This window comes from Pseudomonas sp. B15(2017), assembly GCF_002113215.1.
In the GTDB taxonomy this organism is placed as follows: domain Bacteria; phylum Pseudomonadota; class Gammaproteobacteria; order Pseudomonadales; family Pseudomonadaceae; genus Aquipseudomonas.
This window is the reverse complement of sequence record NZ_NEJZ01000009.1, coordinates 1-25,146: the sequence shown is the minus strand read 5'-3', so window position 1 is coordinate 25,146 and position 25,146 is coordinate 1. Positions and strand designations below refer to the sequence as shown.

At 61.7% G+C, this 25,146-nt stretch carries 19 protein-coding genes; 13 read left to right on the top strand and 6 right to left on the bottom strand.

Annotated features, from left to right (window positions below; translation table 11 throughout):
* Nucleotides 1–100: 100 nt before the first annotated feature.
* From CAF73_RS14685 to CAF73_RS14645, 9 genes are all read left to right on the top strand, one after another.
* A complete protein-coding gene (locus tag CAF73_RS14685; RefSeq protein WP_085703098.1) occupies nt 101–1,621 on the top strand; it encodes an aldehyde dehydrogenase family protein in 1,521 nt (506 codons plus the stop codon).
* Between the two features lie 297 nt (nt 1,622–1,918).
* The gene (gene eat / locus CAF73_RS14680; RefSeq protein ID WP_085703097.1) at nt 1,919–3,289 is read left to right on the top strand and encodes an ethanolamine permease; all 1,371 of its coding nucleotides are present in this window, start codon (nt 1,919–1,921) and stop codon (nt 3,287–3,289) included.
* A gap of 80 nt (nt 3,290–3,369) precedes the next feature.
* The gene (locus tag CAF73_RS14675; protein ID WP_085703096.1) at nt 3,370–4,764 is read left to right on the top strand and encodes an ethanolamine ammonia-lyase subunit EutB; all 1,395 of its coding nucleotides are present in this window, start codon (nt 3,370–3,372) and stop codon (nt 4,762–4,764) included.
* Complete coding sequence (gene eutC, locus CAF73_RS14670) at nt 4,761–5,594, top strand: ethanolamine ammonia-lyase subunit EutC (protein ID WP_371917917.1); 834 nt, start codon at nt 4,761–4,763, stop codon at nt 5,592–5,594. Before CAF73_RS14675 ends, eutC begins: the two co-directional genes overlap by 4 nt.
* A gap of 116 nt (nt 5,595–5,710) precedes the next feature.
* On the top strand, nt 5,711–6,172 hold the full coding sequence (locus CAF73_RS14665; protein ID WP_007958617.1) for an N-acetyltransferase: 462 nt from the start codon (nt 5,711–5,713) through the stop codon (nt 6,170–6,172).
* A gap of 227 nt (nt 6,173–6,399) precedes the next feature.
* The gene (locus CAF73_RS14660) at nt 6,400–7,050 is read left to right on the top strand and encodes a DedA family protein (RefSeq protein ID WP_085697631.1); all 651 of its coding nucleotides are present in this window, start codon (nt 6,400–6,402) and stop codon (nt 7,048–7,050) included.
* 4 nt (nt 7,051–7,054) lie between these two features.
* Complete coding sequence (locus tag CAF73_RS14655; protein WP_085703095.1) at nt 7,055–7,867, top strand: zinc-dependent peptidase; 813 nt, start codon at nt 7,055–7,057, stop codon at nt 7,865–7,867.
* A 114-nt stretch (nt 7,868–7,981) separates the two neighbouring features.
* Nucleotides 7,982–8,509, top strand: coding sequence for an inorganic diphosphatase (gene ppa, locus CAF73_RS14650; protein ID WP_007933577.1), 528 nt, complete (start codon nt 7,982–7,984; stop codon nt 8,507–8,509).
* A gap of 221 nt (nt 8,510–8,730) precedes the next feature.
* Nucleotides 8,731–9,471: a helix-turn-helix transcriptional regulator gene (locus CAF73_RS14645; RefSeq protein WP_085697633.1), complete on the top strand. Its 741-nt coding sequence runs from the start codon at nt 8,731–8,733 to the stop codon at nt 9,469–9,471.
* Nucleotides 9,472–10,142: 671 nt separating this feature from the next.
* On the opposite strand, the gene CAF73_RS14640 is transcribed toward CAF73_RS14645, so the two are convergent.
* From CAF73_RS14640 to CAF73_RS14615, 6 genes are read right to left on the bottom strand one after another with little or no spacing between them, the layout of a single operon-like run.
* Nucleotides 10,143–10,955 (bottom strand): YfaP family protein, encoded by an 813-nt coding sequence (locus CAF73_RS14640; protein WP_085697634.1) that lies wholly within the window; start codon nt 10,953–10,955, stop codon nt 10,143–10,145.
* A gap of 3 nt (nt 10,956–10,958) precedes the next feature.
* On the bottom strand, nt 10,959–12,578 hold the full coding sequence (locus CAF73_RS14635; protein ID WP_085703094.1) for a DUF2300 domain-containing protein: 1,620 nt from the start codon (nt 12,576–12,578) through the stop codon (nt 10,959–10,961).
* A gap of 1 nt (nt 12,579) precedes the next feature.
* Nucleotides 12,580–17,145: an alpha-2-macroglobulin gene (locus tag CAF73_RS14630; protein WP_085703093.1), complete on the bottom strand. Its 4,566-nt coding sequence runs from the start codon at nt 17,143–17,145 to the stop codon at nt 12,580–12,582.
* Nucleotides 17,142–17,807 (bottom strand): DUF1175 domain-containing protein, encoded by a 666-nt coding sequence (locus CAF73_RS14625; protein ID WP_176247736.1) that lies wholly within the window; start codon nt 17,805–17,807, stop codon nt 17,142–17,144. The genes CAF73_RS14630 and CAF73_RS14625 overlap by 4 nt, the downstream gene beginning before the upstream one ends.
* A complete protein-coding gene (locus CAF73_RS14620; protein WP_085703091.1) occupies nt 17,777–19,489 on the bottom strand; it encodes a DUF2138 domain-containing protein in 1,713 nt (570 codons plus the stop codon). The genes CAF73_RS14625 and CAF73_RS14620 overlap by 31 nt, the downstream gene beginning before the upstream one ends.
* Before the next feature lie 51 nt (nt 19,490–19,540).
* Nucleotides 19,541–20,332, bottom strand: coding sequence for a YfaP family protein (locus CAF73_RS14615; protein ID WP_085703090.1), 792 nt, complete (start codon nt 20,330–20,332; stop codon nt 19,541–19,543).
* Nucleotides 20,333–20,609: 277 nt separating this feature from the next.
* Between CAF73_RS14615 and CAF73_RS14610 the strand changes: the two genes are divergently transcribed.
* From CAF73_RS14610 to dxs, 4 genes are all read left to right on the top strand, one after another.
* On the top strand, nt 20,610–21,755 hold the full coding sequence (locus CAF73_RS14610) for a Fic family protein (protein WP_085703089.1): 1,146 nt from the start codon (nt 20,610–20,612) through the stop codon (nt 21,753–21,755).
* An 88-nt stretch (nt 21,756–21,843) separates the two neighbouring features.
* A complete protein-coding gene (locus CAF73_RS14605; RefSeq protein WP_007894317.1) occupies nt 21,844–22,086 on the top strand; it encodes an exodeoxyribonuclease VII small subunit in 243 nt (80 codons plus the stop codon).
* Nucleotides 22,083–22,970 carry a (2E,6E)-farnesyl diphosphate synthase gene (gene ispA / locus CAF73_RS14600; RefSeq protein ID WP_085703088.1) on the top strand — a complete coding sequence of 296 codons (888 nt, stop codon included), beginning with the start codon at nt 22,083–22,085 and terminating at the stop codon, nt 22,968–22,970. The genes CAF73_RS14605 and ispA overlap by 4 nt, the downstream gene beginning before the upstream one ends.
* Nucleotides 22,971–23,061: 91 nt before the next feature.
* A complete protein-coding gene (gene dxs / locus CAF73_RS14595) occupies nt 23,062–24,960 on the top strand; it encodes a 1-deoxy-D-xylulose-5-phosphate synthase (protein ID WP_085703087.1) in 1,899 nt (632 codons plus the stop codon).
* Nucleotides 24,961–25,146: the final 186 nt, after the last annotated feature.

The following is a 25,146-nucleotide window of genomic DNA, read 5'->3' as shown; positions in this document are numbered from 1 at the left end:
TTTGCCTGACCTGCACGGCAGTGGCCCGACCTTTGCTCTACGCTTATAGCAAGCGCTCATGCGCGTCTCTCTGATAAATACAACAGCCAAGGAGAACATCATGCGTTACGCTCACCCCGGTACTGACGGCGCCAAAGTCTCGTTCAAGAGCAAGTACGGTAACTACATCGGCGGCGAGTTCGTCGCGCCTGTCAAAGGTCAGTACTTCACCAACACCTCGCCTGTGAATGGCCAACCGATTGCCGAATTCCCGCGTTCCACGGCCGAAGACATCGAAAAAGCTCTTGACGCCGCCCATGCCGCTGCCGATGCCTGGGGCTCGACTTCCGCCCAGGCACGTTCGCTGATCCTGCTGAAAATCGCCGACCGCATCGAGCAGAACCTCGAAACCCTGGCGATCACCGAAACCTGGGATAACGGCAAAGCCATCCGCGAAACCCTCAACGCCGACATCCCGCTGGCGGCCGACCATTTCCGCTATTTCGCCGGGTGCCTGCGCGCCCAGGAAGGCAGCGCCGCCGAGATCGATGGCAACACCGTGGCCTATCACATCCATGAACCACTGGGCGTGGTCGGCCAGATCATCCCGTGGAACTTCCCGATTCTGATGGCCGCGTGGAAACTCGCCCCGGCCCTCGCCGCCGGCAACTGCGTGGTACTCAAGCCTGCCGAGCAAACCCCGCTGGGCATCAGCGTGCTGCTGGAGCTGATCGGCGACCTGCTGCCGCCGGGCGTGCTGAACGTGGTGCAAGGGTTCGGCAAAGAAGCCGGCGAAGCCCTGGCCACCAGCAAGCGCATCGCCAAGATCGCCTTCACCGGCTCGACGCCGGTCGGCTCGCACATCATGAAATGCGCTGCCGAGAACATCATTCCGTCGACCGTTGAGCTGGGCGGCAAATCGCCGAACATCTTCTTCGAAGACATCATGCAGGCCGAGCCAAGCTTCATCGAAAAAGCCGCTGAAGGTCTGGTACTGGCGTTCTTCAACCAGGGCGAAGTCTGCACCTGCCCGTCCCGCGCACTGGTTCAGGAGTCGATCTATCCGCAGTTCATGGAAGCGGTGATGAAAAAGGTCAGCCAGATCAAACGGGGTGACCCACTCGACACCGACACCATGGTCGGCGCCCAGGCGTCCGAGCAGCAATTCGACAAGATCCTTTCGTACCTGGAAATCGCCAAGGGCGAAGGGGCCGAACTGCTGACCGGCGGCAAAGTGGAAAAACTCGAAGGCAACCTGGCCTCCGGTTATTACATCCAGCCAACCCTGCTCAAGGGCACCAACAAAATGCGTGTGTTCCAGGAAGAAATCTTCGGCCCGGTGGTGAGCATCACCACCTTCAAGGACGAAGCCGAAGCCCTGGCAATTGCCAACGACACCGAGTTCGGCCTGGGTGCCGGCCTCTGGACCCGCGACATCAACCGCGCCTATCGCGTGGGCCGCGCCATCAAGGCCGGTCGCGTGTGGACCAACTGCTACCACCTGTACCCGGCGCATGCCGCGTTCGGCGGGTACAAGAAGTCCGGCGTCGGCCGTGAAACCCACAAGATGATGCTCGACCATTACCAACAGACCAAAAACCTGCTGGTGAGCTACGACATCAACCCGCTGGGCTTCTTCTAAAACCTCGGGGCAATACAGGGAGTCCTGTGTTGCCCTTTAACTGGCCATCGCTGGCAAGCCAGCTCCCACAGGTTTTGGTGCTGCTGGGGCTTGCGCAGATCCTCGTGGGAGCCGGCTTGCCGGCGATAGCGTCCTGACTGACACACCACACATGGCCTGGCCGCTCTGGCACGGGCCTTGCGTACCTGTCATTCAGGATTTGCATGAACACTGCCGCTGCGTGAACAGCATCCACCCACTCAACCGCTGCACCTGAAAGTCCAACAGATCGAACAATAAAAAAGACAGAGAGGACTTATGACTTCCACCACACAGCTCAAACCCACACTCGGCACCCTGCACCTCTGGGGCATTGCCGTCGGCCTGGTGATTTCCGGCGAATACTTCGGCTGGAGTTATGGCTGGGGCACGGCGGGAACCCTGGGTTTCCTGGTCACGGCCCTGATGGTCGCGACCATGTACACCTGTTTCATCTTCAGCTTCACCGAACTGACCACCGCGATTCCCCATGCAGGCGGGCCGTTTGCCTACAGCCGCCGGGCGTTCGGCGAGAAAGGCGGATTGATCGCCGGGATCGCCACCCTGATCGAATTCGTGTTCGCCCCGCCGGCCATCGCCATGGCCATCGGCGCGTATCTGAATGTGCAATATCCGGGGCTCGACCCCAAACTCGCGGCAGTCGGTGCGTATTTCGTGTTCATGACGTTGAACATTCTCGGCGTCAGCATCGCTGCGACTTTCGAGCTGGTGGTTACCGTGCTCGCCGTCGCCGAACTGCTGGTGTTCATGGGCGTGGTGGCACCGGGCTTCAGCTTCAGCAACTTCGTGCTGAATGGCTGGTCTGGCGCCAATGAGTTCACGATGGGCTCGATTCCCGGCATTTTCGCGGCGATCCCCTTCGCAATCTGGTTCTTCCTAGCCATCGAAGGCGCGGCCATGGCGGCCGAGGAAGCCAAGGACCCGAAACGCACGATTCCACGGGCCTACGTCAGCGGCATCCTGACCCTGGTGTTCCTGGCCATCGGCGTGATGGTGATGGCCGGCGGCGTCGGCGACTGGCGCCAGTTGTCGAACATCAACGACCCGCTGCCGCAGGCGATGAAAGCGGTAGTCGGCAACAATTCGACCTGGATGCACATGCTGGTGTGGATCGGTCTGTTCGGGCTGGTGGCGAGTTTCCACGGGATCATCCTCGGCTACTCGCGGCAGTTCTTCGCCCTGGCCCGGGCCGGTTACCTGCCGAAAGGCCTGGCGAAACTCTCGCGTTTCCAGACCCCGCACCGGGCGATCCTGGCCGGCGGCGTGGTCGGCATCGCGGCGATCTACAGCGACGGACTGGTCAATCTGCAAGGCATGACCCTGACGGCGGCGATGATCACCATGTCGGTGTTCGGCGCCATCGTGATGTACATCATCAGCATGCTCAGCCTGTTCAAACTGCGCAAAACCGAGCCGAATCTGGAGCGCACCTTCCGCGCGCCGGGCTATCCGGTGGTGCCGGCCATCGCGCTGTTCCTGGCGCTGGTGTGCCTGGTGGCCATGGCCTGGTTCAACACGCTGATCGGCTGTGTATTCCTCGGTTTCATGGCCGCCGGTTACCTGTATTTCCAGCTGACCGCCAAACAACGCTCCGAAGCACCGGCAGACGCTATGCTCGAAAGTGTCTGAACGTTATCCGGATTGCACCGGCACCGGGCCTCAGGCTCGGTGCCTGCACTAAAAGCATTCATTCAGGAGGAACGCGCCCAATGGCCGCATTTGCCCATACCGTCGGCGCCCAGACCTACCGCTTCGACAGCCTCAAGGACGTGATGGCCAAGGCCAGCCCCGCGCGCTCCGGGGATTTTCTGGCCGGCGTCGCCTCGCTCAACGATGTTGAGAGGGTGGCCGCGCAAATGGCACTGGCCGATATCCCGCTGACTCATTTCCTGCAGGAAGCGCTGATACCCTACGAATCCGATGAAGTCACCCGACTGATCATCGACAGCCATGACAAACAGGCCTTTGCGGTCGTCAGCCATCTCACCGTTGGCGGCTTTCGCGACTGGCTTCTGAGCGAAGCGGCCGACGAGTCCAGTCTGCGAGCACTCGCACCCGGCCTCACGCCGGAAATGGTCGCCGCCGTGTCGAAGATCATGCGCGTGCAGGATCTGGTACTGGTGGCGCAGAAGATCCGCGTCGTCACCAAATTTCGCGGAACCCTCGGCCTGCGTGGAAGGTTATCCACAAGGCTGCAACCCAATCACCCGACCGATGAACCGTCCGGCATCGCGGCGAGCATTCTTGACGGCCTGCTGTACGGCAACGGCGACGCCATGATCGGCATCAACCCGGCCACCGACAGCATCGCCTCGATCTGCGCGATGCTGGAAATGCTCGACGCGATCATCCAGCGCTACGACATTCCGACCCAGGCCTGTGTGCTGACCCACGTCACCACTTCTATAGAAGCGATCAACCGTGGCGTGCCGCTGGATCTGGTGTTTCAGTCGATTGCCGGCACCGAAGCGGCCAACGCCAGTTTCGGCATCAACCTGAACATTTTGCGAGAAGGTTATGAAGCGGGCCTGAGCCTCAATCGAGGCACCCTCGGGCAGAACCTGATGTATTTCGAGACCGGTCAGGGCAGCGCGTTGTCGGCCAACGCCCACCACGGCGTCGATCAGCAGACCTGCGAGACAAGGGCCTACGCCGTGGCGCGCCATTTCAAGCCGTTCCTGGTGAACACCGTTGTAGGATTCATCGGCCCGGAATACCTCTACAACGGCAAACAGATCATCCGCGCCGGCCTCGAAGACCACTTCTGCGGCAAGTTGCTCGGCGTGCCGATGGGCTGCGATATCTGCTACACCAACCACGCCGAAGCCGACCAGGACGACATGGACACCCTGCTGACCCTGCTGGGCGTGGCCGGGATCAACTTCATCATGGGCATTCCCGGCTCCGACGACATCATGCTCAACTACCAGACCACCTCGTTCCACGACGCGCTCTACGCGCGTCAGACCCTGGGCCTGAAGCCGGCACCGGAGTTCGAGCAGTGGCTGGCGAACATGGGCATCTTCACCCAGGCGGACGGCAAGGTCCGCTTCGGCAACAACCTGCCGCCGGCTTTCCGCCAGGCCTTGGCGCAACTGGGATGAGTCAGATGGAAAAACCGCCCGTCGATCCGCAAAACCCGTGGCTGGAGCTGCGTCGCCTGACCCCGGCGCGCATCGCCCTCGGTCGCACCGGCACCAGCCTGCCGACCCGCGCACAACTGGATTTCCAATATGCCCACGCGCAGGCCCGGGACGCAGTGCATTTGCCGTTCGATCATGCCGGGCTCAGCGCCCAACTGGCTGAACGCCGGCGCGAAAGTCTGCTGCTGCACAGCGCGGCGGTGGATCGCAACAGCTACCTGCAACGCCCGGATCTGGGGCGAAAATTGAGCGATCAATCCGCCCAGACCCTGCGCGACTACGCCCAGACGCATCCGGGCGGTGTAGATCTGGTAATCGTTGTGGCGGACGGTCTCTCGGCGCTGGCGGTGCATCGGCATACCCTGCCGTTCCTGACCCGACTGGAGGAACAGATGAGCGCCGACCAATGGTCGACCGCGCCGGTGGTGCTGGTGGAACAAGGGCGGGTGGCGATTGGCGATGAAATCGGCCAATTGCTGGGCGCCAAAATGGTCGTGATGCTGATCGGAGAGCGTCCGGGCCTCAGTTCGCCGGACAGCCTGGGTTTATATTTCACCTACAATCCAAAGGTCGGTCTCACGGATGCTTACCGCAATTGCATCTCCAACGTGCGGCTGGAAGGGCTCAGCTACGGTATGGCGGCGCATCGCCTGCTGTACCTGATGCGCGAAGCCTGTCGGCGACAGCTGTCGGGCGTCAATCTGAAGGACGAGGCGCAGGTTCAGACGCTGGAATCGGAAGCCGGTGCAGACATGAAGAGTAATTTCCTGCTCGATCCGCCCCCAGCCTGAACCGTTTCCGCATTGCCTTTCTGCGCAGGTTTGAGGCAGGATCGATTCACGGCCGCCCGGGTTTCCCATCGCCGTCAGAGCACGTGAAGACAGCCACTTGAAGGACGAGACCTACCATGCGGATTATCCAAGCGACCCTCGAACACCTGGATTTGCTGACCCCGTTGTTCGTTAAGTACCGCGAGTTTTACGGCTCCCTGCCCTATCCGGACTCGTCCCGGGCGTTTCTCGAAAAGCGCCTGCGACGCAAGGAATCGGTGATCTACCTGGCGCTGGCCGATGACGACGACAAGAAACTCATGGGTTTCTGCCAGCTCTATCCGAGCTTTTCCTCCCTGTCGCTCAAGCGCGTGTGGATCCTCAACGACATCTACGTCGCCGAAGACGCCCGCCGCCAACTGGTGGCCGACAACCTGATCCGCACCGCAAAGAAAATGGCCAAGGAAACCCAGGCTGTGCGCATGCGCGTCTCCACCAGTGCCGACAACGAAGTCGCGCAGAAAACCTACGAATCCATCGGGTTCAAGGAAGACACCGAGTTCAAGAACTACGTGCTGCCGATCAGCGACGAGCTCTGATCGCCGGGCGTACGGCGGGGAGGAAGCGAACGCCCTCCCCGGAATAAATTCCAACCCGACATTTGTTCACACCGACATTCCCCGCTACAAAACCAACACGCTTTTCACCCCTCAGCCCGTATAATCCCGATCTTTCCGGCTTGTAAGAAAAACTACACCCGCTTGTAGGCTTACACGAAGTCATCCGCACAGGCTTGCCGAGTCAGGCCATCACCACAGGTGCCTCCATGGATTTCAACCCGCTCGACCTTATCCTGCATCTCGACGTTTACCTCGACCTGCTGGTGAATAATTACGGGCCATGGATCTACGCCATCCTGTTTCTGGTGATCTTCTGCGAGACCGGTCTGGTGGTGATGCCATTCCTGCCGGGTGATTCCCTGTTGTTCATCGCCGGCGCCGTGGCTGCGGGTGGTGGCATGGACCCGGTGTTGCTGGCGGGGCTGCTGATGCTCGCGGCGATCCTGGGCGACAGCACCAACTACGTGATCGGACGAACGGCGGGCGAAAAGCTGTTCAGCAATCCGAACTCGAAGATCTTCCGCCGCGATTACCTGCAACAGACCCACGATTTCTACGACAAGCACGGCGGCAAAACCGTGACCCTGGCGCGCTTCCTGCCGATCATCCGCACCTTTGCACCGTTCGTTGCCGGTGTCGCGAAGATGCCTTACCCGCGTTTCTTCGGTTTCAGCGTGTTCGGCACCGTCCTGTGGGTCGGCGGCCTGGTGACGCTCGGTTACTTCTTCGGCAACGTGCCGTTCATCAAGAAGAACCTGTCGCTGCTGGTGGTCGGCATCATCCTGCTGTCGCTGGTACCGATGATCATCGGCGTGATTCGCAGCCGTTTCGGCGGCGCCAAAGCCCAATCGCACTAAGCCGATGTGGTCGCTGAGCGCCTGGCGCCGCCGGCGCATTCTGGCCAAGCACCCGATTGCCGACGATATGTGGCAGCGGGTGCGTCATCACCTGAGCTTTCTCGATGGCATCACTGCCGCGCAAGACCAGTGGCTGCGCGAAGCCAGCGTGCTGTTCCTCGAAGACAAACACCTGACCGCCCTGCCCGGCGTCGAACTGCATCAGGAACAGCGCCTGCTGCTCGCCGCCCAGGCCCAATTGCCGCTTTTGCATCTCGGCGACCTGAACTGGTATCAGGGTTTCCACGAGATCGTCCTCTACCCCGACGACTTCCTCAGCCCCCAACGCCATCGCGATGCCAGCGGCGTCGAGCATGAGTGGGACGGCGAACACAGCGGCGAAGCGTGGCAACAAGGGCCAATCATCCTCGCCTGGCCCGGCGTGATGGCCAGTGGTGGCTGGGAAGGCTACAACCTGGTGATCCACGAACTCGCACACAAACTCGACATGCTCAACGGCGACGCCAACGGCCTGCCACCGCTGCACGCCGATATGCGGGTCAGCGACTGGGCCGAGGTGATGCAGACGGCATACGACGACCTCAATCGCCAGCTCGACCGCAACCCCGATGCCGAAACCGCCATCGACCCGTATGCCGCCGAGAACCCGGCCGAATTCTTCGCCGTCACCAGCGAGTACTTCTTCAGCGCTCCGGATCTGCTGCACGAGGCTTATCCACAGGTGTATGCGCAGTTGCGCCTTTTCTACCGCCAGGATCCGTTGGCCCGCCTGAAGCAACTTCAGGCCACCGACCCGGTCTATCAGGCTCACGAGTAAAGGTCTGCACGACTTCCGGTACGTGGCGTCCACGGCAGAATATGCCTATAATCGCCGCCACTTTTTGGTCAATCCGGCCAAGTGTTTTTGGTCAACTAACGGGGGCAACGCCCAATGAGCTACAGCAAGATTCCGGCTGGCAAAGACCTGCCGAACGACATCTACGTCGCGATCGAGATCCCGGCCAACCACGCGCCGATCAAATACGAAATCGACAAAGACAGCGATTGCCTGTTCGTTGACCGTTTCATGGCCACCCCGATGTTCTACCCGGCCAACTACGGTTACATCCCGAACACCCTGGCTGACGACGGTGATCCCCTCGACGTACTGGTCGTAACCCCTTACCCGGTTGCTCCAGGTTCGGTAATCCGCGCCCGTCCGGTCGGCATCCTGAACATGACCGACGACGGCGGCGGCGATGCCAAAGTCATCGCAGTTCCGCACGACAAGCTGTCCCAGCTGTACGTGGACGTGAAGGAATACACCGACCTGCCAGCCCTGCTGATCCAGCAGATCGAGCACTTCTTCGCGAACTACAAAGATCTCGAAAAAGGCAAATGGGTGAAAATCGAAGGTTGGGACGGTGCAGACGCCGCCCGCGCCGCGATCACCAAGTCGGTTGCTGCCTACAAAGGCTAAGCCTCGCGACCTGCGACACGCTTGAAGAAAACCCCGGTTGATCCGGGGTTTTTTGTGCCTGGCCGCCCAGGGCTTAAACAGCTTGTTTATAGCGGCCTACAGAAAAGTTTTAGTGTGTGTAATTTCCCACAATGACGTCTTACATCCCGTCGCAAAATTTGCCCTGATTTTGAACGCAAGGTTTATTCAAACCGCTCTAGGCCGGCCGTAGACTCGCGTTTATGAGAAAGAACACTAGCGGTCCAAGATTCAAGGCACTCCTGGAAGCTGCGAACATCACCACCACGGGATTCGCAAAGTTCTGGGGCACGGAAGCCCAAAACGTTCATAACTGGTACACCCGGGGCGTACCCGCGTACCGCCTGGAAGAGGTCGCACGCCTGCTGTCCGTCAACAGCCAATGGCTGAAGACCGGCGAAGGCCCGAAAGAGGCCCCGCACCTGCATACGGACTCGGGCGACATTCTCGATGCCCATGCCATTCGCGGCGTCTACACGGTGCTCGAAACCAACGACATCGAATTGCCGCTCTACAAGGAAGCCCCCACTGCCCCTGGCTCCGACAAGACCCACGTCATCAAAGACCCGGACCAAACCATCCGCCTGCCCCGCAGCCACCTCGAAGCCCTGGAAATCCGCCACTCCGACGCCATCTGCACCCACATGATCGGCAACAGCATGGCCGAGAAAATCGAAGACGGCTCCACCCTCGCCATCGACCGCGGCCTCACCCAGGTGGTGGACGGCGAAATCTACGCCATCGAGCACGACGGCATGCTGCGCATCAAATACCTGCACCGCATGCCCGGCAACGCCCTGCGCCTGCGCAGCCACAACAGCGCCGAATACCCGGACGAAATCTTCCGCGCCGCGCAGATCGAGGAGCAGAGGATTCATGTATTGGGGTGGGTGTTCTGGTGGTCGACGCTGGGCAAGCGGCGACCGGTGGTGCCGTTTCTCTGACCCTCTGTCACTCCCGGCCCTTGGCTAGCCTGCAAAGAGGCCCGGCTACACGGTACAAATCCCCGCGTCCTGCCGCAGAAATCGCTCTAATCCGCACTTGAGACTGGGAATCCCCAACAAAACTCAGTATCCTGCGCCCCACATTCGCGCATCGACCCGCCAAGCGGCCCAGATGACGCCTGACGCGGCAGACCACTGTCTGACCAAGTCCCACAGCCGGACGCAAGATCCGGATGTACGTTTTGAAGGCTGGCGCGGTTTACCAAAAATAAACCAAGCCAGTCCCCGAGAAGCCGGCCACAAGCCGGCTTTTTAATGCCCGCAAGAAAACCAAATCTAACGCCCCAATATCTTCCTTGTTACCGTAATGGCAAAACTCATTACGGTGCTCCATCACGGACTCCTCAAAAATCCATAATGATGACTGTCAGAAGCCGCAACTCTCAGATAGGGATCAGTTACTGATCAAAGCCCAGTTACGCTGCAAGGAGGATGTGGCGCTTATCGCCGCAGTCCACGAACGTCTTGTCGCTCCTCAGCGAGTCAAGATAAGCCTGGATGAGTTGTAACGTCGAATCCAGCCAAGCCGTAGTTTCGCGAGAATTGGTACCGCAATCGGGCAATAAGCTGCTGCCCAATTCAACTGTGCAACAGCCCGTTGCACAATCCCCTCACGGATAACTAAACGCCTTCACCAACGTCAACTCCCCCACCGCCCGCATCGGCACCAGGAACGTCTCCATCTTCTCGCTGGGTGTCCCTTCCTCGGTAATCACCGTCACCTGCGCCGTAGTCAGCGGCTGTACCGCCTCTTCCCCACCTTCATCATCCCCGCGATAGCCACCGCCGAAGTAATTCACATACACCAGATACTGCCCCTTGATCGGCGCCGGCATGGCGAAGATTTCCGGGCCGTAACCGGTGGTCACGTCGACGTCCAGGGCCGCGCCGTTGGGGGCGACGCGATCGCCGTACCAGATGTGTGCGCCGTCGGGTGTGATCAGGTGCAGATCGAGGTCGGTGCCATCACTGTCCCACGCCAGCAACACCCGAAGTTTCGCCGGAGTGGCGCCGCCGCTGGTGTTGAGGAATTGCGTACGATGCCGTTGCTGACCGTCGGGGCTGCGGACTTCAACGCTGTTGCTGCCGTTGGGGAAGGAGAACGGGCGATCAAAGCGGCCGCTGTCGTCGATTTTCAGGGGCATGCTGACGCCGTTGACGATCAGGCGGCCGGGCTCTTTGTTTTTCGGGGTGGCCTTGATTTCGCCGCTGATGCGCGCGGTGTTGGCCTGGCCGAGGGGGGTGTTCACCGAGGAGGCCGGGTAGTTGACCGCCTGGCGAAAGCTCTCGCCCTCGCCTTCAGGCGCGCCGCTGCGCCAGCCGCCGACCGGGGTGTCGAGTTTGACGCCGTCAGCGGCGATCACCGGCGAAACAGCGGCGAACGCGCAAAGCAACAGCAAGACCTGTGGATAACGGTGTGTCATGGTCTATTCCAGCAAAAGGTGACGGGCGAGCCCTTCGATATAGGTTTCATCCTGGCCGTTGGGGTGTGCTTCAAAGGCCAGGTGCAGGTATTCGTGAGTCAGGTCGAGGCGATCCTGCAACGACAGCACGCCGCGCACGTAGATGCGCTGGCGTTCGCGGTCGACGAAGGGCCGGCCGAAGGCGAGTTTGCAGACGGCGAATGTGCTGACTTCGCTGTAGCCGGTTTCACCTTCCAGCTTCGGACGCCAGCCGCGCCGCTGCTTTTGCAGCCAGTCCTGCGCGGCGGGCAGCGCTTCGCAGGACGCCACCGGGTTGTCCCAACGGCTGAGGCTCGCGCGCGGATAAGCATGCAGCAGGATCGCGTCGTAACGCTGGCCGGCATTGGCTTGTTCGACGGCCTGCTGCCAGGCGAGTTTGTCGGGGCCGGGTTGATCGGAGTGATAGGTGACGGTGCTGCCGGCCAGCACCAGATCCGCCGTCCATGCTGCGATATTGCGCGATTCGGCAGAGGCCGGACGCGGGGCGACACGTTGCCGGGTGCTGCTGTCGTCGATGCTCAGACATTCGCCGTTGCGTGCGGCGTTTTGCAGCAGATACGTGCGGATTGCCACGGCCAATGCTTTGGCGGCTTCGGCCGGTTCGGGTTTGGCTTCACGCTCCAGCACGCGGGCGACGTATTCTTCGCGATCCAGCCGGGCGACCAGCTTGTCGTTGAGCAGAAACAGTTCGCCGTCGCTGTGGATATCCAGCGCATTGCCGTTGGCGAACTCGACGCGGTAATCGCCCTGCAACGGGCCGGAGCCAGCAACGCGTTCACCCGCCAGAACCCGCGAAACCGGATAACGCGAGAACAGTCCGACCTCAACGCAACTTCCCGCTTCCGCCGGCCATGATGCGAGCAACAACGTCGCCAGCGCCGAACCGTAATGCCGCAGAACCATCTGACTGGTGCCCCGGCCACCGGCCCAGATCGGCGATCCATCTGCCGTCCAGCCAGCGAAACCGCCCTGACGTGATTGCGGATCCTGATCGCCGAGCCAGCTCCAGGTCTTCACCCGCAAACGTCCGCCAAGCTCACCGACGACATTGCCATCCGCCGCATTCAAAACGACATCGAGCAGCACACGGCGCATCTGATCCTGAGCCGGCAGCCAAGACAAAACCTTCAACAAGTCAGCCACGGAAACCCGAGTAGCCGGTTGCACCGATGGCAAATCCAGCAACCACGACGGCGCCTGTCGCGTCTGCCAATAGGCTCTCCAGTCGCCAGCGGTTATGCCCAACCGCGCCGGCTCGAAATACAGCCCGCAGGATTTCACCAGCGCCTGATCACGCTCGATCTTGCCGCCCGCGGCGCAGCAATAGACTTCTTCCTTCGACTGCCCGCGGCATTCATAGGCCGGTTCCCGTGCGCCGGTATCCACCAGCCACGCGTAAACGATCACCTTCCACAGACTGCCCAGCGGCGTCTCCAGCGACGATGGCAACGGCTCGCGAGCAGTCATTTGCGCCGTGTTCAGCGACAACAATTCGCCCTTGTACGCCACGCGCAAAGGTTCATCCTGCGCCGTCGCCAGCGCAGGAATCACACACATCAGCAGCCACAGCAGCGGCCGGGTCATGTCAGTTGACCGTGACCTGACCGAGGGCCGCTTTCGCTTCCTGGGCCCGGTGCTGCGGCGCGTAGACCTGAGTGAAACGCACCGGCGGCAGATTGAACTGGCCTTTCTGCGAAAAACGCACCAGATGCCGCAGACGCAATTCACCGCTCAGCGCATCCACCGGCACCGCGTAGGCCAGTTGGCCCGGTTCGAAACGTGCTTTCTCCAGCGCGGTCGGCTCGGTGCCGTCCTTGCCCTGCAACTTGATGCCCCACGTGGTGCGCTCGACATCGGCACCCGGCGGCAACGGCACTTCGAGCATGCCGTAGCGCAGCGGTTTCGGTGCTTTGCTGGTGAGGATCACTTCGTCCAGATACAGACTGTCGCTGGACAACGGCTTGCTGCCGACCGGTTCCAGTTTGAAGGTGAAGGCTTCGTCACCCGGCACCAGACGCGACAGGCGACGAGTGATAGTCACCGCCATCGGATCGACCGCCGGTTGCTGGGTCTGGAAGCTCAACGCGGCACGCAACGGACGCTCCTGAGTGCCCGCCACCGTCAACACGCTCGGCACCGGCGCAGCCCCCTGCCACGTCCAGAACATCTCGCCGGTCGCGCCGTAGTTTTTCTTCCAGCCTTCGCCCGGCGCCAGCGCGATGGTCGGCGACGCCTGAGCGATGCTGCGTTGCAGCCAGGTCAGCGCCAGCGCACGTTCGAGGGTCGATTGCTGCGGCAGCAGGCGCTGCAACAACGCTGTTGCACGGGCCTGATCGAACGGTTGCAGGGACAGGTTTAGCGCTTCGGCAAACGGCTGCGAACTGACGGCCAAACGCTGTTGCGCAGCGCCCAGCTGACGGTTGAACGCGTCCGGCAAAGCGACTTTCGACTGGGTGGCCAGCGATGCGGTCAAGACCCGCGCCGCCGCCAGACCGAGTGCCGAATCCGGATCGCCCATCACCAGACTGTCTTCGCCGTCGTCCATCAGGGTTTCGGCATTGCCTTCCCCGGCCCTGGCCAGATCCTCCATCAAGCCGCTGAGCAGCGTGTTGACCGGCAAGTGCATCTGCTTGGCGAACGACAGGATCAGCGCCCGTTGCAGCAATGGCGTGTTCGGCGCCTGCTTGGCGTAAACCTCCAGCACCCGCTGCCAGTGTTCCGGCGGCAAGGTCAGCTCCAGCACCTGACTGGCGTTCCAGTCGGCGTAATAGGCGTAAGCGGTGAGGAACGCATCCGGCTCGCCGTCGAAGCCCCACCAGGTGAAGCTCGCCGACGGCCCGGCCATTTGTACCAGGCGCAGACGACTGTTCTGCATGATCAGGCGCAAGCGGTCGCGGATCTGCGGGCTCGACGCCAGCGACGGATAAGCGATGCTCAGCGGCAGCAAACGGCTGGCGGTCTGTTCGACGCCGCCGTACGGATAGCTGAGCAGATCATCGAGGGCAGAGCGGAACAGCGCCTGCGGGCTGTCATCCAGACGCAGGCGAATGTCGGTCGCGTCTGCCGGCAGGCTCAACGGTGTGTCGCCGCTGGCCACGTCAAGGCTCTGGGTCTGCGTCACTTGCCAGCCTTCGCCGGTCGCCGTCAGGCGCACAGCAAGGGCATCGGCGGTTTTGCCGTCCTGCACCAGCTCGGCGGTCCACTCGCCGGTGGCCAATGCGAAGGCCGGCAGCGGCAGGTAGTTGATGCCGTTGTCGAGGGTCACCGGCAGGCGCTGTTCGGCGCTGGCGTAGTGCGTTACCAACTCAGCCTTGACCGGTTTCTCGGCCTGACTGAAGGCGAACACACCAAGCTGCGGCTGATCGCCCTTGCGGAATTTGCTCGGCCCGCTCCACTTCAGGTACAGCGGCTTTTCCGAGCGGACGAACTGCTTCTTCTGTCCGACCTGACCGTCATCGGCAATCGCCCGCGCGGTGATGCGCCAGCGGGTCAGCGAGTCCGGCATCTTGAAAGTGAAGCGCGTCTTGCCGTCGGCGTCGGTCAGCAATTCCGGCTGCCATGCAGCGGTGTCGACGTCTTCGCGGCGCGGCCGCTCCAGCACTTTCACCCCACGTTCGCTGCGGTTGGCCTTGCCCGGCGCGCCGGGGCTGCCCGGCAATGCCACGTCGTAGCTGATGAACGACAGGCTGGCGCTGGTGCGCACGTTGTTGCGGCGCGGGTGATAGAAAAACTGGTCGATGGTCGGCGCGACCTCAGGTTGCAGCGCGTAGACCATTTCATCGACCACGCTGACCGTCAGGTGCGCCGGCACAGCCTTGCCAGCGAATTGCGTGGTCAGGTCGACCGTCACGGTATCGCCCGGTTGATAAGTCTCTTTGTCAGTCTTGATCGCCACGTCGATCTGCGGCGCGACGACCTTGATCCCGGCGTTCTGGAAGCTGTACTGACCGCCCTTGGTGTAGAGCACCGAGAACGTCAGGTTCGGCGCGAAGTTGTTCTTCACCGGGATGCGCGCGCGGTATTGGGTGTCGCTGAGCTTTTCCAGTTTCAGCCAGTCGCCGCCCTTGGCCAGCAGCGCGGTAGCTTCAACCTTGTCGCGCTCCAGCGACAGCAGCGCATCGCTGACTGGCTCCGGGAAGGTGATCAGCGCCAGTGCCTCGTCGCCGGCCTTGTACTCGGGCTTGTCGAGGACGATCTCCACGGTGCCCGGCACAGCCTTGACGCCGTCACCGGTGACCGAATGACCGGTCGCGCCAAGCACTCGACCGTGCTGATCCTTCAGCGACAGGTTGTAGGTGCCCGGACGATCAAACGTCACGCTGAAGCCTTTGTCTTTCGCCGCCAGTTTGCCTTCGCCCGTGCTCTGGTCTTCCAGACGCACCCAGCTGTAGCTGCTCGGCACCACGGCCTGCGCCTGTTGACTGCCACCCTCGTTGGCGTAGCTGAACGCGACCTTGTCACCGACCGCACTGAAACGCTGTGGCGCAGTCAGACGGAAGCTGGCGGCGCCCCGGTCGATGAGGATTTCCTTGGTGGTCTTGACCCGGTACGCCGCGCCATCGCTGGCAAACACGGTGAGCATGTAGCGGCTCGGCTTGTCGGCGGCTGGCAGGTCAAGGGTCGCATTGCCCTTGCTGTCGGTGGTCAGTTCGGTGCTGGTCAGCTCCACCGGGAATTGCCCGAGGTATTGCAGCTCGTTGTCGACCATCGACAGTTGCTGGGCGCGCAGGCTCAGGGTCAGTTTGGCGTTGGCCACCGGTTTGCCGTCCGGGTACAGCAGCACCAGGCTGCCCTTCACCGGTTCGCCGGTTCGGTAATCCTGCTTGGCCAGATTCAGCGAGATTTCGAAGTGCGGCTTGATGTACTCCGCTACCCGGAACGCGCTGCTGTAGGCCTGATCCTTGTAGTTGAAACGCAGCTCGTAACCACCGGCCACGGCGTTGTCCGGCAACTGGAAGCGGCCCTGAGTGCCGGCCTTCGAATCGAGCTTCAGATCGAGACGCTGCAACTCGGTGCCCGTCGCATCAAGCACGCTGACATTGACGTCCGCCGCCCCCGGCAATACCGAATCCCGGGCGTTCTTGAATTCGCGGCCAACGATTTTCAGCGACACCCAATCCCCCGGGCGATACAGCGGCCGGTCGGTGAAGGCGTAGAGTTTGGTGTCGTAGATTTCGCTGTCGTAATAGAAGTTTTCCGAGACGAATACGCCGCCCTCTTCGTCCTCGCCGATGACGAACGAACGCTCCGGGCTGACGTGTTTCAGGCGCAGCAAACCGTCGTTGTCGGTGGCGCCGCTGCTCATTACACCGAGGCCGTCGGTCCACAGCACATTGACCTTCGGCACCGAGCTGCCTTCGTGTTTGCGCGCGGCCCACACCAGCAATTCATCACCGGCAATCTTGCTCACCGCCACGGTGTTGGAAACGAAAACCATGGTGGTCGCGCGGTACTTGCCGATCAGCGCTTCGACCAGATACAGGCCCGGTTTCAGATTGCCCAGCGGTATGTAGACGTTGCCCGGCGCAACGCTGACGAACTCGCTGGAAGACCCGGCCAGACTCACGCCTGTCGGCGGCTGGATCGGCTTGGCCTGCCACAGCGGATAGCGGAACTGGCTGACCACCGGCAGGCCCGGAATCAGGGCGAACTGCGGCTGCGCGTCGTACGGCGTTGGCGCAGCGATGGCGTTGCCCATCTTCAGCTCCGGCACCTCTTCGGTGACTTGCTGACGCGACTCGTAGGAGAACGCACGCTGCATCACCCGACGGGATTTGCGGTACCAGTTGTCCCACAGGTACGCGAGGGTGTTCGACAGGCCTTCGCCCTTGAACTGGCCGTCGCTGACCACGCGGTGCAGGTTTTTCTGGCGCTTGAGGAAGTCCAGCGGCTTGTCGATCTTGTACACCCGAATGTCGGCGCCGCCGTACGGTTCCATACGGAAACGGCGGTAGTCACGGCCCGGCGCTTCGAGGCGCACCACCGCCTGTTCGTCGGCGGCGAAACTGCTGTCGGCCAGCAGGAAAAAGCTTTCACCGGAGACCGGCGTGTAGCCGCTTGGCTCCACGGAGTCTTCGGCATTCACGGCCGAAAACGGCAGGACTGACAGCAACAGAAAAGGCAGTAAACGCAACATGCGGGCACCGGTCATTGGGAGAGAAAGTTCAGTCGATAGACGCCGATGAAGTTGGGGTTGGCTGCGTCGGGTATCCATCGGGTGTCCTTCCATGTCATGAGTTGCTGCAGGCTTGCCGAACGCATGCCGTTGTCGGTTGGGGTGGTCGTGCCGGTGTGATAGGCGATGTAGCGGCCCATCCAGATCATCAGGTGCTGGTCGTCGCCCTGATCGAAAAACATCAGATCGCCGGGCCGTGCCTGGGACACGTCGCGGCCGATCAGATGGCTGTTGAACTGAATCAGTTTGATCGCGTTGACGTAGGGCCCGACCTTGCCGCCGCCCTGCTGCCATTGCTGGGCGAACTTGCGTTGCTCGTCGCTCAACGCCAGCTCCGGCGGCAGGTAGCGATTGGACACGCCGTTGCTGCGCAGCCATTTGTCGTCATGGACTTTCAGCGCTTCGTTGGCGGCAAACCGCACCAGCCCGGCGCAGTCCTGCTGATACCAGCGCGGGCTCGGGCCTTTGCTCAACTGCTCCTGAGCGATGCGCACGAACCAGGCGCGAAAAACCTGGGACTGCGCAGGATCGAGTGCCGGCGTTTCGACCGCTCGGGCACCCGCGCTCAGTAACAGCGCGAGCAAGCCGAGGCTGCGGATCAATGTCGTCACAGCGCTTTCCACTCCAGCGGCAACCATTGCCAGTGACCGTCAGGCTCGCTGCCCTCGGGCAGAGTCAGGGCGTATTTGCCCATGCCGCCGAGGGTGCGCAGTTTCGGGATCAGGTAGGTTTGCGCGGCGTTGTAGAACACCGGCTCCATGTCCTGCGGCAGGCTGTCGAGGGTTTCCTGCTGCATCAGTTGCGCCATTGAATCCGGGCCGAAATAGATCGGCATCAGCACGTCTTTCGGCAGCACATCGGCCATCGGCGGGAAGCGCTTGTCGAGGGTGCCGAGGGCCTTGTCGACCAGTTTGTCGTCGAGGGAGAACAGCAGCGTCGAACCGTGGCGCGCCAGGCTGACTTTCATGAAGGCACGGCCGGTGATTGCATCCGGGTTCTCGGCATCCCTGGCCGCGTACGGGCCAAAGTTGGAGCTGACCTGACGCTGCCAGAGGTGGCTCTGGCCTTCCTGCTTCTCGACCACCGGGAACGCGTGCTCGTCGACCTTGCTTTCGTAGGCGCCGACCATCGAATCGAACAATGTGCCGATATCCGCGTCGAGCTTGCCGTTGTCTTCGTCGTTCAGACTGGCCACCAGCAACGGCGTGTACAACCGCGAATCGGCGTACCAGCACAGGCCCGCCGCGCCGGCAACATGTTCGGTGAGTTTCTGCGCCACTGCCTCTTCGGCACCGAGCTTCACCAGCAACGGTTTCTGCGGCTCGGCAGCGACCGGCAAGGTCACGCAGGCACTGGCGCCCAGCGGCATGGCTTGCCAGACCGGTTTGAAATCGAAGTCCGGCTGGTTGTCCAGTTCATCCATCGCGAGATAGCTGTGCCAGCCCTTGTCGTCCATGTCGAAACGCAGACCGGCGAAATTCGGAATGAAACGCTGGTACCCCATGGCCAGGACGCTGGAATTGACCGACAGACGCTGCCTGGTTTCAGGCGTCTTGACCGGCAGCCCGAACGCCTCGGGGAACAGTTTTTCACCGTTGAGCAGCGCCGCGAGGGCTTGCGGCGAGACATGGCCGGACTCTTCGGAAGCGCCGTTTTCCGGATCGTAGAACTTGGCCGGGTTCGACAGCACCACCAGTTTGTCGCCACGGGAGCCGAACAGCAGGGATTTGCCGGCGTTGTAGGTCAGTTGATACAGCGGCACTTCGTCACCGCCGACTTTCAGGGTGCTGAACACGCTCAGTTGCGAATCATCCAGAGCGACTTTCGCCAAGGGCTCCAGCAACTTGGCCAACCCGCCGCGATCCATCACCAGCAGGAAATCCTTCAAACGACCATCGGCGCCGCGCCACAGCGCCACGTCCGCCGGTTGATCGAAGAGTTGCTCGATCAGGCTGTCTTGCAGCTTCAGGTCATGCTCGTAGATGATCCGCCGCAGACTGCCGATCAGCCCGAGACGGTCGGCGTGGGTTTCGTAATAGAAGACGAAATCCTCGGTGAGCGTGGCTTTGAGGAACGGCACCGTCAGCAAATCCTTGGGCAACTGGCTCAGGGAGCGGGTTTCCAGCAGCGCGTCCGGGCGGCTCAGGCCGAGCTTGTCGCTGGCCAATTCCGCTGGCGGCGCCTTGGGTTTGTGCATCAGCCAGCCGAGCCCGCCCGCCACGCCGGCCACCAGGCACAGCCCGACCGCCAGCAACGGCCAGCGCCGGGAAGGTTTGGCGGCGGGCGTATCGGTGGCCGGGGTCTCAGTGTTTTCGCTCATGTTCTCGCTCATGTTCCCAAAGCTCGGCAGTTCATCCGTGGTGCGGGATGCTTAATAGTTGAAAGTCTTGACCAGCAGCAGATCACCGATGGCCCGCAGGGGCACGATGAACGTTTCGCGTTTTTCGTCGACGGTGTTTTCGTTGAGTACCAGCGTGATTTGCGAGGTGATGACCTCGTTCTGGTTGCTGGCCTCCTCGAAGTTATAGCCGCCGTTACCGAAGTTGCCCCAATAGTTGACGTAAACCAGATAGGTGCCATGCAGCGGCGCGGTCATGGTGAACATTTCCGGGCCGGGGCCGTCGACGCCGTCCGGATCGAGGCCACCGCCGTTGCTCATCGCCGGACGCGCCCAGAAGGCGTGCTGGCCGTCAGGCGTAATGACGTGCAGGTCGAGTTCGGCTTTAGGATCGTCCCAACCCAGTACCACGCGGATCCGCGCCGGCGTGCGCAAATTGTTGGCTTCGTAGAATTGAACGCGCTTGAGCGACTGGCCGTCAGCGCTGATCACCTCGACGCTGTTGGAACCGGCGCCGAACGCATACGGCCGGGCGAAACGGCCCTGGTCGTCGGTGTACAGATTCAGTGGATTGCCGTTCACCGCCAGGCTGTGGGGCGGACGCAGATGCCCGATGGCCTTGAGCTGGCCCTCGATCATCGTGCGATTGCGCTGGATGCCGCGATCGATGGGCGGCGTCGGATAGGCGACCTGCGGATTTTCCGTGCGATCGAGCAGCCCGTGATAACGCCAGCCCCCCACCGGCTCCGACAGCTCCGCACTCGGCGCCGCCAGCAGCGCGGGCGCGCAGGCCAACCCGATCAGCAGCAAAAAAAGTGAACGCATGTGATGCCTCCTGCCATGCCTGAACGAAACCTTGCACCCGATCCTCGGTACTTCACAGCGCTGAAAACTGCGTTTCGTCTGAAAGACCCGTGACTGTTGGGTCGTAGAAGGCGCGAAGGTTAGCGATTCGGCAGTTTTTTAACAATCGGATACATCTTGAAATGCGGTGGGAATCACGACCTCGGGTGGACGATGAGCCGAATAGGCGTCATATTCGGCTCACCAAATGAGCCGAATAGCGTTTCTATTCGGCTCACGCACTCAGGAACGGCATTTCATGGCAACTCACTGGATCTGGCAACAGCCCGATTGGCCCGACTTCAACTGGCAGGCAGAGCGTCTCACTGCGCTGTTGCGCGAATGCGTTCAGGCGCAGGGACAATTGATGGGTATGGCGGGATCAGTGGGCAATTCACTGAGCGCTCAGACTGAACTGGACGCGTTGCTGCAAAACATCGTGACCTCCTCGGCCATCGAAGGGGAACAATTGAATGTTGAATCCGTGCGTTCTTCACTGGCACGACGCCTGGGGCTGGAATCACCGGATGGCGACAACGTCAGCAAACGCAGCGAGGGGCTGGCGCAATTGATGCTCGATGCCACTCAACGTTTCGCCGCACCGCTGACGCTGGAACGATTGCTGGAATGGCATTCGTGGCTGTTTCCAGAACCGGAGAGTGGCTTCCTTTCGCGTGCAATCAATGTCGGCGCATTACGCGGCGATGAGCCGATGCAGGTGGTTTCCGGACGAATCGAGCGTCCGACCGTGCATTTCGAGGCACCACCAAGGCAAGGCCTCGAGGGGCAACTCGACAGTTTTCTCAAGTGGTTCGACGCCAGTCGGCAACAGGCAGGCCTCGATCCATTCTTGCGAGCTGGCATCGCACATTTCTGGTTCGTCACCTTGCATCCATTCGACGACGGCAATGGACGCCTGACTCGCACCCTTACCGATCTGGCACTGGCTCAGGGCGAAGCGCAGGCGATTCGTTTTTATGCGATGTCCGCCAGCATCCTTGATGATCGTGCGGGCTATTACCGGATTCTCGAATCGAGCCAGAAAGCCACGCTGGACATTACCGACTGGCTCACATGGTTCCTGCAAACCTTGCTGCGCAGTCTGCAACAGGCCATCGCGCGGATTGAAAGTGTGTTGGGAAAATCACGCTTCTGGCAGGCGCACCGGGAATCCGGGCTGTCGGCGGAGCAGATCAAAGTGCTCAATCGTTTGCTCGACGGTGGTGAGCGCGGTTTCGAGCACGGTATCAGTGCAGCGCAATACCAGAGTGTGGCCAAGGTCTCCAAAGCCACGGCCACCCGACATTTGGCGGAACTGCTGGAAAAGGGCTGCCTGCAACGTCTTCCGGGCGGCGGACGCAGCACTCGGTATCAGATTCAATATCCGGACGAATCGACCGACTGACACCCTTGTCCGTCGGCCCGCTCATTTGCCCATACCCCCCCTATCTGCTAGTGTCGCGCCGGTTTAACGTCAACCGGAATTAGCCGCCATGGCCCGCAAAAAAGCTGCACTGGATTTCGAACAGTCCCTCGCCGACCTGCAAACGCTGGTGGAGCGTCTGGAGAACGGTGAATTGTCGCTGGAAGACTCGCTGACCGCCTTCGAGCAGGGCATCGGCCTGACCCGTGACTGCCAGGCGGCGCTGGCCCAGGCCGAGCAGAAGGTCCAGGTATTGCTGGAGCGCGATGGCGAACTCGCCGAGGAACCCTTCGACGCGGATCAGCCAGAATGATTGCAGCGTATTCGGCTACCAGCCAGGCGCGGGTCAACGCGGCGCTGGAAACCCTGTTCAATGCCCCGTTGCCAGAACTGGCGCGCCTCTATGAAGCCATGCGCTACAGCGTGATGAACGGCGGCAAACGCGTGCGCCCGCTGCTGGCCTACGCGGCATGCGAAGCCCTTGGCGGCAAGGCCGAGCAGGCCAACGGCGCGGCGTGTGCGGTTGAGCTGATCCATGCGTATTCGCTGGTACACGATGATTTGCCAGCGATGGACGACGACGATCTGCGTCGCGGCCAGCCGACCACTCACAAGAAATTCGACGAAGCCTGCGCGATTCTGGCCGGCGACGGCTTGCAGAGTCTGGCGTTCGGCGCCCTGCTCGACCCGCGCCTGAGCGACCTGAGCGCAGACATCCGCCTGCAACAGGTCACAGCGCTGGCGCACGCGGCAGGCCCGGCCGGCATGGTCGGCGGTCAGGCCATCGATCTCGGTTCGGTCGGCCTCAAGCTCGACCAGAAAGCTTTGGAACAAATGCACCGGCACAAGACCGGCGCGCTGATCGAGGTCAGCGTCAAACTTGGCGCGCTGGCCAGCGGCCGTGCCGAGAAGGATGAATTGAAGTCGCTGCAGACTTATGCACAGGCCATCGGTCTGGCGTTCCAGGTCCAGGACGACATCCTCGACGTCGAAAGCGATACCGAAACCCTCGGCAAACGCCAGGGTGCCGACATCGCCCGCGACAAGCCGACCTACCCGGCCCTGCTCGGTCTCGACGCCGCCAAGGCTTACGCGCTGGAACTGCGCGATCAGGCCCTGCACGCACTGCGACCGTTTGACGCGGCTGCCGAGCCGTTGCGCGATCTGGCCCGGTATATCGTCGATCGGCGTAACTGAAGGCTAATCAGCCAAAAAAGACCAACGCGTGGGCAGGGGGCGATGCATCAGGTAAACTGCCGCATCTTTTATACCTATAACGATTCGCCTGATGCCCACGACGTTTCATGAGATTCCCCGCAAGCGCCCGACCACGCCCCTGCTCGACCGCGCGAACACGCCGGACGGCCTGCGCCGGTTAGGCGAAGCCGAGCTGGAAACCCTGGCTGATGAGTTGCGCCTGGAATTGCTCTACACGGTCGGCCAGACCGGTGGGCATTTCGGTGCCGGCCTGGGCGTCATCGAGCTGACCATCGCGTTGCATTACGTCTTCGACACCCCGGACGACCGTCTGGTGTGGGACGTTGGTCATCAGGCCTATCCGCACAAGATCCTCACCGGTCGTCGCGAGCGCATGGAAACCCTGCGCCAGAAGGACGGCATCGCGGCCTTCCCGCGCCGCTCCGAGAGCGAGTACGACACCTTTGGCGTCGGTCACTCCAGCACCTCGATCAGCGCCGCGCTGGGCATGGCCATCGCCGCCCGCCTGCAGAACATTGATCGCAAGGCGATTGCCGTGATCGGCGACGGCGCATTGACCGCAGGCATGGCGTTCGAGGCGCTGAACCATGCGCCGGAAGTCGACGCCAACATGCTGGTGATCCTCAACGACAACGACATGTCGATCTCGCGCAACGTCGGCGGTCTGTCGAACTATCTGGCGAAGATCCTTTCCAGCCGCACTTACGCGAGCATGCGTGAAGGCAGCAAAAAAGTGCTGTCGCGCCTGCCCGGCGCCTGGGAAATCGCCCGTCGCACCGAAGAATACGCAAAAGGCATGCTGGTTCCCGGCACCCTGTTCGAAGAACTGGGCTGGAACTACATCGGCCCGATCGATGGCCACGACCTGCCGACCCTGATCGCCACCCTGCGCAACATGCGCGATCTGAAAGGCCCGCAGTTCCTGCACATCGTCACCAAGAAGGGCAAAGGCTTCGCCCCGGCTGAAGTCGATCCGATCGGTTACCACGCCATCACCAAACTCGAACCGCTGGACGCCCCGGCCGCTGCGCCGAAGAAGGCCAGCGGGCCGAAGTATTCCGGCGTGTTCGGTGAATGGCTGTGCGACATGGCTGCTGCCGACCCGCGTCTGGTAGGCATCACCCCGGCGATGAAGGAAGGTTCGGATCTGGTGGCGTTCAGCGAACGCTTCCCGCTGCGCTACTTCGACGTGGCGATTGCCGAGCAACACGCCGTGACCCTCGCCGCCGGCATGGCCTGCGAAGGCGCGAAACCGGTGGTGGCGATCTACTCGACGTTCCTGCAACGCGGTTACGACCAGTTGGTGCATGACGTCGCGGTGCAGAACCTCGACGTGCTGTTCGCCATCGACCGCGCGGGCCTGGTGGGCGAAGACGGCCCGACCCACGCCGGCAGTTTTGACCTGTCTTACCTGCGTTGCATCCCGGGCATGGTCATCATGACCCCGAGCGATGAAAACGAGCTGCGCAAAATGCTCACCACCGGCCACCTGTACAACGGCCCGGCGGCGGTGCGTTACCCACGCGGCACCGGCCCGAACGCGACCATCGAGAAAGACCTCGAACCGATCGAGATCGGCAAGGGTGTGGTGCGTCGCCGGGGCAGCAAAGTCGCCCTGCTGGTATTCGGCGTGCAGATGGCCGAAGCCCTGAAGGTTGGCGAGACGCTGGACGCGACCGTGGTCGACATGCGCTTTGTCAAACCGATGGACGAAGCGCTGGTGCGCGAAATCGCCAACAGCCACGACCTGCTGGTGACCATCGAAGAGAACGCGATCATGGGCGGCGCCGGTGGCGCAGTCAGCGAATTCCTCGCCCGCGAGAACATCCTCAAGTCGGTGCTGCACCTGGGCTTGCCGGACGTTTACGTCGAGCACGCCAAGCCGGCGCAGATGCTGGCCGAGTGCGGGCTGGACGAGGCAGGGATCGAAGTGGCGGTGCGTGAGCGTCTGGAGCTGCTTAACCGCTAATCGCCAGATCTGTGAACAACCCTGTGGGAGCGAGCTTGCTCGCGAAGACGGACAGTCAGTCGACTCATTCTTGACTGACATACCGCATTCGCGAGCAAGCTCGCTTGTATGCTGGTACTTGAAGGGAGGAGGAGGGACAAGGCTCGATTCTGACTGTTGGCGCAGTACAGATCCGTGGGAGATTTC